This is a genomic window from Micromonospora matsumotoense, assembly GCF_900091525.1.
Lineage (GTDB): Bacteria > Actinomycetota > Actinomycetes > Mycobacteriales > Micromonosporaceae > Micromonospora > Micromonospora matsumotoensis.
In genome coordinates, this window is record NZ_FMCU01000003.1 from 581,658 (window position 1) to 593,978 (window position 12,321).

Genomic DNA, 12,321 nt, shown 5'->3' on the forward strand with positions numbered 1-12,321 from the left:
GGCCAGCATATGCCGACGGCCCCGGAAACGTCCGTCAGGACGCCCCCGGGGCCGGTGCCGGCAACGGTCACTCGGCGGCCGGGCGGGTCCGCTTCGTGGTCTTCGGCTGCTTCGCCGCCGGATCGGTGGCAGCGGGCTTGGCAGCGGCCTTGCCCGCCGCCGGCTTGGCAGCGGCCGGCTTGGTCGTGGCCTTGGTGACCCGGGTCCGGGTGACCTTGGCGGCGGTCGGCTTGGCCTCGACGACCTCGGCCACGTCCGCCGGGGTCGGCGTGTGGTCCGGGGCGACCTGCGCCACGTCCGCCGGGGTCGGGGTCCGGTCCTGGGTGGCCACGGCCTGCGCCCCGGCCGGGACGGTGGCGTCGGTCGCCTCGATGTCGGCGTTGACGGTCTCGGCGGCCTCCAGCACCCCGGCACCGACCACCCGCTCACCACGGGCGATCAACGCGCCGTACGCGGCCAGCGCCCGTTCCTGGGCCGCCTGCGCCCCGGCGAGCACCACGGCGGCGTTGCGGGTGGCGGCACCGCGCAGCTTGTCCAGGTCCAGCTCGGTCCGCAGCTTCTCCAGATCCAGCTCGGCGCGCAGCTTGTCCAGGTTCAGCTCGGCCGGGGTGGCCTTGTCACGCAGGCCGGTCGCGGTCAGGTTGGCCGTCCGGAAGGTCTCGGTGGCCTTCTGCCGCAGCTCGACTCCGGTGACGACGGCCCGGCCGCCCCACTCGGCGGCGACCTTGGTGCCGTCGGCGACGACCCGGTTGCCCAGCTCGCTCACCACGGTCGGGAGCTTGCGTAGCTGCTGGAAGGCCAACTCCCCGGCGCCGGCGGCGGCGTAGAGCGGGGCCGGAATGCGGTTGGTCTTCGGCTGGGTCATGACAACTCCTCCTCGGCCGCTCCGGCGGCCTTGCTGTTGCTGGTCGTGGACGCGGCATCCGCCAAGCTGTCACGGGTGCCGGTGGCGGGTGCGGTGCGCGCCTCGCCGGTGGCGGTCCTGGTGGCCGCCCCGCCGGTCGCGGGGGCGGGAGCAGTGCCCGCCTCGGTGACGGCGACCGATTCGAGGACGGCCTCGGTCGGCGTGCCCTCCGGGGTGACCGGTCCGGTGGCGGCCGACGCGACCGTCGCCGCCGCCTCCGTCGGCACGCTCGGAGCCGGCACGCTCGGAGCCGGCGCGGTCGGTCCGGTGCCGGCGTTCGGCCGGTCCGCCGAAGCGGCGGTCCGATCCGTGACGACCGGCTGATCCGTGATGACCGGCTGATCGGTGCCCACCTGGTCCGCAACGGGACGCTCCGTGACGGCCGGCTCGTCCGTGACGGCGGGCTCGCTGGTCGCGAGCGCCTCGTCGGTGGTGGGTTCCGGCGGGGTGGGCCGACCGGCGGTGGCCTCGGTCAGCCGGGTGTTCTCCCGGCGGAAGGTCTCGTAGATCTGGCTGAGCGACTGCTTCTGGGCCATCGTCAGGTCGGGGTCGATCGCGATGGCGGCGAGCACCCCCTGACCCTCCTTGTCGTCGAGCAGCCCGGCCCGCAGGTACATGGCCGGGGTGGAGACCCGTAACGCGCTGGCGAGCTGCTGGAGCACCTCGGCGCTGGGCTTGCGCAGGCCCCGCTCGATCTGACTGAGGTAGGGGTTGCTCACCCCTGCCTGCTCGGCGAGCTGGCGGAGCGAGATCTTGGCGTTCCGCCGCAGGTCACGGATGAATCCGCCGACGTCGGGTAGATCCTTGGGTGCGGCCATGACTCCACGGTAGTCCGCGCTGCTAGCTCCAGCAAGCAAAACGCTAGCCAGAGTTAGCAAGGTTACAAAGTGCGTTGCCGCCAGGGAGGTCCGGTCGTAGCTTGCACGGCGTGACCAAGAAGATCGCCGTCAACGGCACCACCCTCGCCTACGACGAGGCCGGCAGCGGCACCCCGGTGCTCCTGCTGCACGCAGGAATCGCCGATCGGCGGATGTGGCGCGCGGTGTCCGACGCCCTCACCGACCGGCACCGGATGATCGCCCTGGACCTACGGAGCTACGGCGACTCCGCGCTTCCGCCCGAGTCCTTCGCCCATCACGACGACGTGGTGGGTGTGCTGGACGCGCTCGACATCGCCCAGGCCGCCCTGGTCGGCTGCTCGTTCGGCGGGGCGGTGGCGATCGACACCGCATTGGCGTACCCGCAGCGGGTGTCGGCCCTGGCGCTGTTCGGCACCGCCGTCTCCGGGCACGAGTGGTCGGAGGACACCGAGCAGCTGTGGGACCGGCTGGTCGGCGAGGTCGACCAGGAGGACCTGGCGGCGAGCGCGGCCGGTGAGGTCCGGTTCTGGGTGGTCGGTCCGCACCGCCGCCCGGAGGATCTCGACCCGGCGTTCATCGCCTTCGCCGAGGAGTTGGACCGGCGGGCCCTCGCCGCCGAGCAGGCGTTGAGCGCGGTGGACGTCGTCGATCTCGACCCACCCGCCATCGGCCGCCTCGACGAGTTGCAGGTGCCGGTTCTCGTCACCGCCGGCGCCGTCGACATCCCGGACATCATCCGGCTGGCCGACCGGATCGCCGCCGAGGCTCCCCGGGCCGTCCGCCTGCCCGACATCCCCGACGCCGCACACCTGGTCCCCCTGGAACGCCCCGCCCCGGTCGCCGAGGCCCTCCGCGCCTTCCTGCCCTGACCATCCCGGCATCGCCGCTCCGGCCCGGCCTGCCGCCGCCCCACCCGGCGGAGAGGGCACCAGGCCGACGGTCCTGGTCGCGCAGACTTCACCAGACGGGACGGACGCCGCCGACCGGAAGGGCACCACCCAGCAGGGGGAATTCGGCGTACTCGGTGAGGACGGGGGCCCGCACGCCGAGCCGGCGCAGCGCCGAGACCAGCACCGGCATCCGGGCGCGGGTGGCGCCGTCGTCGATCTTGAGGACCACCGCGCCGACGTCGGGCAGCGCCGCGGCGATCACCCCCTCCGCGCCGATCTTGGCCACCATCCCGGGTACGCCCCGCATCAGCCGGGTGTCGTCCGCCACGGTGCCGCCGACCACCTCCGGGTACGCCCGCATCGCGTCCGCCACCGTGCGCGGCAGGGAACCGGGCTCGGCGGCCACCAGTCGCAGGTACGCCCGCGCCAGCCCGGTCAGCGAGACCGCCAGCACCGGCGCCCCGCAACCGTCCACGCCGACCGCCGCGGCCCGCTCGCCGGTGAACTCCTCGATCGTGGCGGTCAGCCGCTGCTGCAACGGGTGCTCCGGCCGCCAGTACCCGTCCCACGGCCAGCCGGCCGCGAGGCAGGTCAACAGCATCCCGGCATGCTTGCCGGAGCAGTTCATCGCCAGGCGGCTCGGGCCACCACCGGCCCGCAGCACGGACTCCCGGGCCGCCACACCGAACGGCAGGTCGGGCGGGCAGTGCAGCGCTCCCGGGTCGAGGCCGGCGGAGCCCAGCAGCGCCGCGACCCGGGCCAGGTGGAACTCCTCGCCGGCGTGGCTGGCCGAGACCAGCGCGACGTCGGCGGGGTCGGTCAACGCGAGTCCGGCCCGGAGCATCCCGAGCGCCTGCAACGGCTTGCTGGCCGACCGGGGAAAGATCGGCGACACGCCGTCCCCCGCACCGGCCACCGGCGCACCGGCGGCGTCGAGCACCACCACCGAGCCACGGTGCAGACCCTCCACGAACCCGGACCGGACCACCTCGGCGAGCGGCTCGCCACCCTCGTACGTCTTGGACACCTGGCGAAGGTACCGACGGGGGTCGGAGCGCCCGACACCCGGGTGACCTGCAACGTCAGCCACGGCGTACAGGAGTGCCGGGCCAGGCGTGGCTTACCGCGCCGCGCCGACCGGGACCGGAGCGGGCCGCCGAGACGGAACCGGACCATTGGCCGAACCGACGCCGTCCCCGCCCCGGCCACGCTGCCCGCCGGACTAGCGGCCGAGCAGCCGTCGGGCCTCGGTGGTGGTCAGCGGCGGGCGCTGGGCGAGCTGCGCGAAACCAACCGCACGGGCGACCAGCTGCATGTTGGACTCCACCGGGCGACCCTTGGCGTACGTCACGGTGTCCTCCATGCCGACCCGCAGGTGCCCGCCGGTGGAGAGCGCGGCCAGCATCACCGCGATGGAGCTGCGGCCGACACCGGTGGCCGAGAAGGTGGTGCCCGCCGGCAGGTCACGCAGCATCTGCTGGGCGGCGACCAGGGTGGCGGTGGTGCCCGGCATGCCGCCCGGGACCCCCATCACGAAGTCGACGTGTACGTGCCCGCCGTGCGGCAGGCCGTGCCGGTCGAGCAGGCGTTGCAGGGTGGTGAGGTGACCGAGGTCGAAGATCTCGTACTCGGGGAGGATGCCGCGCTCCTGCATCCGGGTGTGCAGATCGACGATGAACTCCCACCGGTTGAGGAAGACGTCGTCGCCGAAGTTGACCGTGCCCATGGTGCAGGAGGCCATGTCCGGTGCCGCGTCCAACACGGCCAGCCGATCGGCCTCCGGATCGGTGACCGCCCCGCCGGAGGAGAGCTGCACGATCAGGTCGGTGCCGTCGCGCAGCGCCGCCACGGTCTCCCGCAGCCGCCCCTGGTCGAGGGTGGGCCGGGCCTGGTCGTCGCGGATGTGGACGTGGATCACGGAGGCGCCGAGCGCCTCACACTCCTTGGCGGTGAGCAGCAACTCGTCGAGGGTGACCGGCAACGCCGGCACCTGCGCCTTGGCCGACTCCGCGCCGGTCGGGGCCACCGTGATCAACGTCCCTGTCGTCATGCCGGCGATGGTAGCCGCCCCGACCGCCCGAGGTCGATGGCGCAGCCCAGTCACGACAGGAAGAACCGCACACTGAAAGAGGAAGGCGCGAAAGAACTCCCGCCCACCGGGCGATGATGAGCCATCCTTGCTTCCGGCCCGGCTACTCCGGGTCGATTGCGGCGGCGCTGTCGCCCACCGACAGCCGGGCGTCGTCGGCGAGGTTGCGCTTGACCACGGCCAGCGCGACCTGACCCAGCTCGAAGTGGTGCACGGCGGTGCCGACGAAGCCGACCGTCCGGCCGTCCAGGGTGACCGGGGTGCCGGCCGCCGGCAGGTGGTCGGTGGTCACCCCGTCCAGGTGCAGCAGGACGAGCCGACGCGGCGGCCTACCCAGGTTGTGCACCCGGGCGACGGTCTCCTGCCCCCGGTAGCAACCCTTGTCCAGGTGCACCGCCGGGGCGATCAGACCCGCCTCGGCGGGGATCGTCCGGTGGTCGGTGTCCACCCCGACCCGGGCCTGCCGGGCGGCCACCCGCACCGCCTCGTACGCCCACAGCCCGGCCGGGGGGACCCCGTGGTCGCGCAGCGCGGCGACGACCTGGTCCAGGGCCGACCGGGGCACCAGCAGGTCCACCCCGAGCGGCACCCGTCGGGCCCATCCGCCACCGGTCAGCGGCTGCACGTCGTACCCGACGGTGGGGCGGGGGGGCAGCTCGCCGGAGCGGAACTTCGGACCCGGCACCGCGAGCACCTCGGGTGCGGTCAGGCCGGTGACGCCGAGCGCCGCGACGGCGTCGGTGGCCTGCGGCCCGACCAGCGACAGCAGCGCGTGGTCGGCGGTGGCGTCGCGCGGTTCGACCTGGCTGAAGAACCGCATCTTCTCCAGGTACGTCAGCAGGCCGGCGGTCATCCCCGGCTCGGTGTCCAGCCAGGTGGTCACGCCGTCCTCGGCGACCATCGCGTGCTGCTCGACGTGCCCGTGCGGGCTGAGCACCAGCAGCTCGGTGCCCTGGCCGGGGCCGAGCGCGGCGAGGTGCTGGCTGGTCAGGGTGTGCAGCCAGCCGATCCGCTCCGGGCCGGTGACGGCGATGACGCCCCGGTGCGAGCGGTCCACCAGGCCGACCCCGGTGGCCAGGGTGCGCTGCTCGCGCATCGGGTCGCCGTAGTGCGCGGCGACACCCCGGACCCCGGCCGCCCGGTGCTCGGCGTCCGGCTGGTCCCGGCTGGCCTCGTCGATCGCCTCGACGGCCACCGCTCCCGCGATGTCGATCATGTCGGTTCCCCGTCCTCACAGTTGCCGCAGACGCCGAAGAGCGCCACGTGCCCGATGTCCACCTGGAAGCTGCGCTCCGTGGCGAGCCGGTCGGCCAGTGGGCGCATCAGCTCCGGGTCGATCTCGTCCACCGCGCCGCACTCCCGACAGACCAGGTGGATGTGCTGGTGCTCCCCCGCCGCGTGATAGGTCGGCGAGCCGTGCGACAGGTGGGTGTGGGTCACCAGACCGAGCCGTTCCAGCAGCTCCAGCGTGCGGTAGATGGTGGTGATGTTGACCCCGGCGGCGACCTCCCGGACGGCTGTGTGCACCTGTTCCGGTGTGGCGTGCCCGAGGTCGAGCACGGCCTGCAGGACCAGTTGGCGCTGCGCCGTCAGTCGCAGCCCACGCGAGCGGAGCATTTCCGCCAGGGAGGATTCGGACACCGTCCGATCATAGTTCGGCCGCCGCCGATCACCGCCCGCCCGCGTCGCGCCGCCGTCGGTTCCGGGACGCGCCGCTAGGCTCGGCGGTCATGGTGGCATCGAGGGTCGCCGTGCTCGGCCGGGGCGTCGTCCCCGCGACGGAGCCGGTGCTGCGCGGGAACGATCTGGGTGTGCTGCACGGGGACGGGCTCTTCGAGACCATGGACCTGCGCGGCGGACGCCCCTGGCTGCCCGCCGCCCACCTGGCGCGGCTGCGGGCCGGGGCCGCCGCCCTGGAACTCCCGCTCCCCCCGGACGAGGCGCTGGTGGAACTGCTGGACGGCATCGCCGCCGGGTGGCCCGCCGAGGTCGAGGGCGCGTTGCGGCTGGTCTGCACGCGGGGGCCGGAGGGGGGCGGGCTGCCCAGCGTGTACGCCACCCTGGCCGAGGTGCCGGCCGCCGCGAAGCGGCTCCGCCGCGACGGGGTCACCGTCGCCACCCTGCCCCTCGGGGTGCCGGCGACGGGTCGCCCCGAACTGTCCTGGCTCCCGGTCGGCATCAAATCGATCTCGTACGCGACCAACAGCGCCGCCCGCCGCTGGGCCGCGCGCAACGGGGTGGACGACGTGCTCTGGGTCTCCACCGACGGCTACGTGCTGGAGGCGCCCGGCGCGAACGTCGTCTGGTCCGACGGCGACACCCTGTGCACCGTCCCGGCCGCGCGTACCGGCATCCTGCCCGGCACCACCTGCGGCTGGCTGCTCGACCACGCCGCCGAGCTGGGCCTGGAGCGGGCCGAACGGATGGTCACCCCGGCCAGGTTGCACGCCGCCACCGGAGTCTGGCTGACCTCGTCGGTACGCGGTCTGGTCGAGGTCAGATCGTTGGACGCCACCCCCCGCCCACCCGCCCCGCACACCCCCCGCCTCCAGGAGCTGCTGGGCTTCGCCTGACCGACACGCGGCATGATCGACCCAGCGGCATGATCGACACCGCGGGGCTGATGTTGCGGTATCCCGGCAAGCAGACACCGCAACATCGGCGCAATGGAGTCGATCAACCAGCCGCCGGGCGGCTCAGTCCGGTGGCGGGGGTCAGCCGGCGACCCGGATCAGGCGGGCCGACAGGTGCGGGGAGAGACTGTGGCCCACGCCGGCCATCTCCTGGGCATAGAGCAGCGCCCCCTCGACGATGCCGAAGAGCCGGGCGCCCGCCGTCACCTCCTTGGCGGTGGCGGTCCGCACCACCGCGTCGGTGGCGAACTCGATCTGGGTACCCGTGCGCTTGCCGATGTGCAGCTCCATGATCCCGGTCGGGGTGGTCATCAGGGCTTCCAGCTCGTCGGTGACCCGCTCGCCGTCCAGCACCGGACGCCACCAGCCCACCTCACGCCCGGCCGGACGGATCGGACGGCTCTCCTCGTCGAGCAGCCAGGCCCGGGACTCGTAGAACAGGAACGGCCGGCCGTCGTGGCTGATCCGGATCTCCTGGGCGTAGTCGAAGTCCTCGATGGTGGGGAACCCGCCCCGACCGCGCCCCCGCCACACCCCGACGTACGGCAGCAGGCCATCCAGCGCCGGGTGCAGTTTCGGGCCGACCCGCAGGTCGTGGCTCTCCTGGTACGGGTACTCCTCGACCGGCGGCGCATTCAACCACGGCGGCTGAAGGGGATTCTCGCTCACCGGGCCACCTTCGTTCGCGACTGCGGGGCTCGCAACCCCGGCTCACTCCTCGCGCTCACCGGGCCACCTTCGTTCGCGACTGCGGGGCTCGCAAGACCGGCTCACTCCTCGCGCTCACCATTTACCTCTCGACAGGCGTACGGCCAGGTAGACCAGGCCACCGGCGAGCGCGCCCAGGCCGGCGACCAGCAGGCTGACGAACCCGATCTCGGTAACCATCATGGTCATCCTATGCTGGGTCCCATGGGCCGCACTCTCGTCGTCAAGGCCACCGCCGGAGCGGACGCCCCGGAGCGGTGCGCGCAGGCGTTCACGGTGGCTGCCACGGCCGCCGCCGCCGGGGTACCGGTGTCGCTCTGGCTGACCGGCGAGTCCGCCTGGTTCGCCGTGCCCGGCCGGGCCGAGCAGTTCGCGCTGCCGCACTCCGCGCCGCTGGCCGACCTGCTGGGCATCATCCTGTCCACCGGCCAGGTCACCGCCTGCACGCAGTGCGTCGCCCGCCGGGACATCGGCCCGGACGACGTGCTGCCCGGCGTCCGGATCGCCGGCGCGGCCGTCTTCGTCGAGGAGGCGATGGCCGAGGGTGCCCAGGCGCTGGTCTACTGACCACCCCGCCTGCTGGCCCCACCGGCCCGCCCGCGCGCCGCACCCGGACCGGCCCCACGGGCCCACCGGCCTGCCGACCGCACCGGATCACCGACTCCGCCGGCCTGCTGACCCCCACCCGGTCTGCGACCGCACCGGCTGTCCACCATTCGGCCGACGCGGTTCGCCCGTGGTGCGCGCGCTGCCGATCCTGAACCTAATTGTCGTTTTGCTGCCTACCATTCGGGGGTGAGCCAGGCGACGGAGGAGTTCTTCGCATCCCTGCCGGCGCGCGCCCCGGCGATCCTGCGCGCCCCCGTCACCGGCACGCTCCAGATCGATCTGACCACCGACCACCGCACCGACCACTGGCTGGTACGGCTCAGCCCCGGCAGGGCCGTGGTGGACCGAGCCCGGGGCCCGGCGGACGCGGTGTGGAGCAGCAGCGCCGACCTCTTCGAACGGCTGGCCATCGGCACCGCCCAGAGCATCTCGGCGGTGCTGCGCAACGAGTCCACGTTCAGCGGGAACGTGATGCTGTTTCTGGTCTTCCGGCAGTTCTTCCCCACCCCGCCCGGCGTACGCGACCCCCGGGAGACCGCCCGTGAGCAGACCGGGCGGGCCTGATGCAGCAGCGGGTGAGCATCCTCGACGGCAACACCTTCCTGGTCTGCGACCGCAGCGGGGACGTCGAACCCTCGTTCGACTTCCCCACCGGGATGTTCTCCTTCGACACCCGGTTCCTCTCCACCTGGCTGCTCACCCTCGACGGCGAACGCCTGCACGCCCTCTCGGTCGACGACGCGCACTCCTACCAGACCCGGTTCTTCCTCGTCCCCGGTGAGCCGACGCACTACCTCGACGCCAAGGTGTCGATCATCCGGAGCCGGTCGATCGGCGGCACCTTCACCGAGGACCTCACCGTGCTCAACCACTCCGGCCGGGAGATGCGGTTCCAGTTGCGGCTGGAGATGGGCTCCGACTTCGCCGATCTCTTCGAGATCAAGCACCAGCGGCCCAAGAAGGGTCGGACCAGCGCCCAGGCCGGCGAGAACGAACTGCGGCTGACCTACCGCCGGGAGGCCTTCCACCGGGAAGCGATGATCACCAGCAGCGCCGACGCCCACGTCGACCAGAACGGGATGACCTGGTCGATCACCGTCGCGGCGCACTCCGAGTGGAGTACCTGCGTGACCGCGACGCCGATCATCCACGGCGCCCGGGGCGAGGACGTCCGGGCGATCACCGCGTTGGGCGCCGCGCGCGGCCCGGCCGTCATCCGTGACGAGCAGGAGGACCTGGTCGGCCGGGCCCCGCAACTCGGCTGCGACTGCGAGCCGCTCGCCGGGGCGTACCGGCAGAGTCTGCACGACCTGGCGGCGCTCCGGTACGAGTCGATCACGCTGGGCGTCCGGCTGCTGGCCGCCGGGCTGCCGTGGTTCATGACCCTGTTCGGGCGGGACAGCATGCTCACCTCGTTGCAGGTGCTGCCCTTCCTGCCGGAACTGGTCCCGCCGACGATCCTGATGCTGGCCGGGCTCCAGGGTTACCGGCTCGACGACTTCCGCGACGAGGAACCCGGCAAGATCCTGCACGAGCTGCGGTACGGCGAGACCGCCGGCTTCGAGGAGCAGCCGCACTCCCCCTACTACGGGGCGGCCGACTCGACCCCGCTCTTCGTCATCCTGCTCGACGAGTACGAGCGCTGGACCGGGGACGCCGCGCTGGTCAAGCAGCTGGAGTTGCCCGTCCGGGCCGCGCTGCACTGGATCGACACCTATGGCGACCTGCTCGGCACCGGCTACGTCTGGTACCGCAGCCGCAATCCGGAGACCGGTCTGGAGAACCAGTGCTGGAAGGACTCGTGGGACGCCATTTCCTACGCCGACGGCCGACTGCCCGGCTTCCCCCGCGCCACCTGCGAGATCCAGGGGTACGCCTACGACGCCAAGCGGCGCGGCGCGCGGATGGCCCGGCTGTTCTGGAACGACCCGGAGTACGCCGACCGGTTGGAGCGGGAGGCGGCGGCGCTCAAGGAGCGCTTCAACCGGGATTTCTGGATTCCCGAGAAGAACTACTACGCCCTCGCCCTGGACCCGGACGGCCGGCACGTCGACTCGCTCACCTCCAACATCGGCCACCTGCTGTGGAGCGGCATCGTCGACGAGTCCCGCGCCGCCCTGGTCGCCGAGCACCTGCTCGGCCCCCGGCTCTTCTCCGGCTGGGGGGTCCGCACCCTGGCCACCGACGAGGGCCGCTACAACCCGATCGGCTACCACGTCGGCACGGTGTGGCCGTTCGACAACGCCTTCATCGCCTGGGGCCTGAGCCGCTACGGCTTCCGTGAGGAGGCCGGACGGATCTGCGAGTCGATGATCAGCGCCTCCCGTTACTTCGACGGGCGGCTGCCCGAGGCGTTCGCCGGCTTCGAACGCCACCTCACCGACTATCCGGTGCAGTACCCGACGGCGTGCAGCCCGCAGGCCTGGTCGGCCGGCACGCCCCTGCTGCTGTTGCGGGTGATGCTCGGCCTGGAACCGCAGGGCGAACACCTGATCATCGACCCGCTGGTGCCGGAGGGGATGGGCCGGGTCGAGCTGCTGGACATCCCGGGCCGGTGGGGTCGGGTCGACGCCCTGGGCCGCAGCCGCACCCCGCACGACCACGAACACCACCACTGACCCGGCAACCGGGCGGCCCGGCGGGCCAGGCGGGCCAGGCGGGCCAGGCGGACCCAACGCCGGCCGGATCAGGCGGGGCAGCCGGGCAGACAGAGAGCAGGGGGCAGCAGAGCAGGGCGGGTCAGGCGGGGGCAGGGGGCCGCAGAGCAGAGCAGGGCAGGGCAGGTCAGGCGGGGCAGCCGGTGGAGGCGGAGAGGCGGAGCTGCGCGCCGGTACCGTCGGCCAGCACCGTGGTCGGGCCACTGCGGTAGGCGTACACCTCGGGGAGGTCGACCACCGGGGGGCCGGCGGCCAACGGGCGCAGGCCGGTCAGCGCGACCGGCGCGGCCCCGGCCGAGACGGCGAGGGTACGGGCGGTGCCGCCACCCGGGCAGGGGGCGGTGACCGGCTGCGGGGCGGACTGCGCCGCACGGCCCAGGGCCCCCAGCGCGGCGTCCAGCGTCGGATCGGTCGGGGCGGCCGGGGGTTGCGGGTAGCCGGCGCCGATCGGGCGGCAACCGGTGTCGGCGGTCAACCGGACCCGTCCGCCGCTGGTGACCCGCCCCTGCACGGTGATGAACTCCCCCGCGTCGGCCCGTAGCCGGGGCCCCGACGAGCCGGACCGCACGCCGGCCCGCCAGTCGGCCGGCAGCCGGTCGGCGACCCGGTCCAGCAAAGCCCGCTCGCCGCCCTCGGCGACCAGCACGTCCAACCCCCGGCTCAGGGTCGCCCCGGCGGACATCGGGGTGAGCCGGCAACCCCGTTCGACCTGCGGCCCGGTCAGCGCCCAGGCGCCGTCCCCGACCGCCGCGACGAGTTGACCGAGGGCCCGGTCCACGACCGGACCGGCCTCGGCGACGGTGCGCTGCTCCCGCACGGTCGGCGCGTCGTGCCGCGCCGACCACCAGGTGAGCACGCCCAACAGCACCGCCCAGGCCACGGTCACCGCCAGCAGCCAACGCCACCGGCGGCGCGGCGCGGACGGACCGGGCGGTGGGGCGTACCCCGGATGGACGGCACCACTCACCGGA

Annotated in this window: 13 protein-coding genes and 1 pseudogene; 5 read left to right on the forward strand and 9 right to left on the reverse strand. The window is 73.4% G+C overall.

Annotated features, from left to right (window positions below):
• Positions 1-67 precede the first annotated feature (67 nt).
• Both GA0070216_RS09720 and GA0070216_RS09725 read right to left on the reverse strand, forming a co-directional pair.
• Positions 68-865 (reverse strand): hypothetical protein, encoded by a 798-nt coding sequence (locus GA0070216_RS09720; protein ID WP_091242449.1) that lies wholly within the window; start codon positions 863-865, stop codon positions 68-70.
• A 185-nt stretch (positions 866-1,050) separates the two neighbouring features.
• Positions 1,051-1,722 (reverse strand): annotated as a pseudogene (locus GA0070216_RS09725) (helix-turn-helix domain-containing protein); the annotation flags it as partial.
• 110 nt (positions 1,723-1,832) lie between these two features.
• On the opposite strand from GA0070216_RS09725, the gene GA0070216_RS09730 reads away from it, so the two are divergent.
• Positions 1,833-2,633: an alpha/beta fold hydrolase gene (locus GA0070216_RS09730; RefSeq protein ID WP_245722383.1), complete on the forward strand. Its 801-nt coding sequence runs from the start codon at positions 1,833-1,835 to the stop codon at positions 2,631-2,633.
• Between the two features lie 88 nt (positions 2,634-2,721).
• Here the strand turns inward: GA0070216_RS09730 and GA0070216_RS09735 are convergent, their stop codons facing one another.
• From GA0070216_RS09735 to GA0070216_RS09750, 4 genes are all read right to left on the reverse strand, one after another.
• Positions 2,722-3,681 carry an asparaginase gene (locus GA0070216_RS09735; protein WP_091242460.1) on the reverse strand — a complete coding sequence of 320 codons (960 nt, stop codon included), beginning with the start codon at positions 3,679-3,681 and terminating at the stop codon, positions 2,722-2,724.
• 195 nt (positions 3,682-3,876) lie between these two features.
• Positions 3,877-4,704: a beta-keto acid cleavage family enzyme gene (locus GA0070216_RS09740; RefSeq protein WP_091242463.1), complete on the reverse strand. Its 828-nt coding sequence runs from the start codon at positions 4,702-4,704 to the stop codon at positions 3,877-3,879.
• Between the two features lie 142 nt (positions 4,705-4,846).
• The gene (gene ygfZ / locus GA0070216_RS09745) at positions 4,847-5,959 is read right to left on the reverse strand and encodes a CAF17-like 4Fe-4S cluster assembly/insertion protein YgfZ (RefSeq protein WP_091242466.1); all 1,113 of its coding nucleotides are present in this window, start codon (positions 5,957-5,959) and stop codon (positions 4,847-4,849) included.
• Positions 5,956-6,360, reverse strand: a complete 405-nt coding sequence (locus tag GA0070216_RS09750; protein WP_091242469.1) for a Fur family transcriptional regulator — start codon at positions 6,358-6,360, stop codon at positions 5,956-5,958. Before GA0070216_RS09750 ends, ygfZ begins: the two co-directional genes overlap by 4 nt.
• Before the next feature lie 113 nt (positions 6,361-6,473).
• On the opposite strand from GA0070216_RS09750, the gene GA0070216_RS09755 reads away from it, so the two are divergent.
• The gene (locus GA0070216_RS09755) at positions 6,474-7,316 is read left to right on the forward strand and encodes an aminotransferase class IV (protein WP_091242472.1); all 843 of its coding nucleotides are present in this window, start codon (positions 6,474-6,476) and stop codon (positions 7,314-7,316) included.
• 141 nt (positions 7,317-7,457) lie between these two features.
• Here the strand turns inward: GA0070216_RS09755 and GA0070216_RS09760 are convergent, their stop codons facing one another.
• Positions 7,458-8,045 carry a heme-binding beta-barrel domain-containing protein gene (locus tag GA0070216_RS09760; RefSeq protein ID WP_091242476.1) on the reverse strand — a complete coding sequence of 196 codons (588 nt, stop codon included), beginning with the start codon at positions 8,043-8,045 and terminating at the stop codon, positions 7,458-7,460.
• Positions 8,046-8,159: 114 nt separating this feature from the next.
• Positions 8,160-8,264: a small membrane protein MtfM gene (mtfM, locus tag GA0070216_RS36045; RefSeq protein WP_067315095.1), complete on the reverse strand. Its 105-nt coding sequence runs from the start codon at positions 8,262-8,264 to the stop codon at positions 8,160-8,162.
• A 12-nt stretch (positions 8,265-8,276) separates the two neighbouring features.
• Between mtfM and GA0070216_RS09765 the strand changes: the two genes are divergently transcribed.
• The 3 genes from GA0070216_RS09765 to GA0070216_RS09775 all read left to right on the forward strand — a co-directional run bounded on the left by GA0070216_RS09765 (position 8,277) and on the right by GA0070216_RS09775 (position 11,311).
• Positions 8,277-8,651, forward strand: coding sequence for a DsrE family protein (locus GA0070216_RS09765; protein WP_091242478.1), 375 nt, complete (start codon positions 8,277-8,279; stop codon positions 8,649-8,651).
• Positions 8,652-8,879: 228 nt separating this feature from the next.
• Positions 8,880-9,257, forward strand: coding sequence for an SCP2 sterol-binding domain-containing protein (locus tag GA0070216_RS09770; protein WP_091242482.1), 378 nt, complete (start codon positions 8,880-8,882; stop codon positions 9,255-9,257).
• The gene (locus GA0070216_RS09775; protein WP_091242485.1) at positions 9,257-11,311 is read left to right on the forward strand and encodes an amylo-alpha-1,6-glucosidase; all 2,055 of its coding nucleotides are present in this window, start codon (positions 9,257-9,259) and stop codon (positions 11,309-11,311) included. The genes GA0070216_RS09770 and GA0070216_RS09775 overlap by 1 nt, the downstream gene beginning before the upstream one ends.
• A 166-nt stretch (positions 11,312-11,477) precedes the next feature.
• Here GA0070216_RS09775 and GA0070216_RS09780 read toward each other — a convergent pair whose 3' ends face one another.
• Positions 11,478-12,317 (reverse strand): hypothetical protein, encoded by an 840-nt coding sequence (locus tag GA0070216_RS09780; RefSeq protein ID WP_091242488.1) that lies wholly within the window; start codon positions 12,315-12,317, stop codon positions 11,478-11,480.
• Between the last annotated feature and the right edge of the window lie 4 nt (positions 12,318-12,321).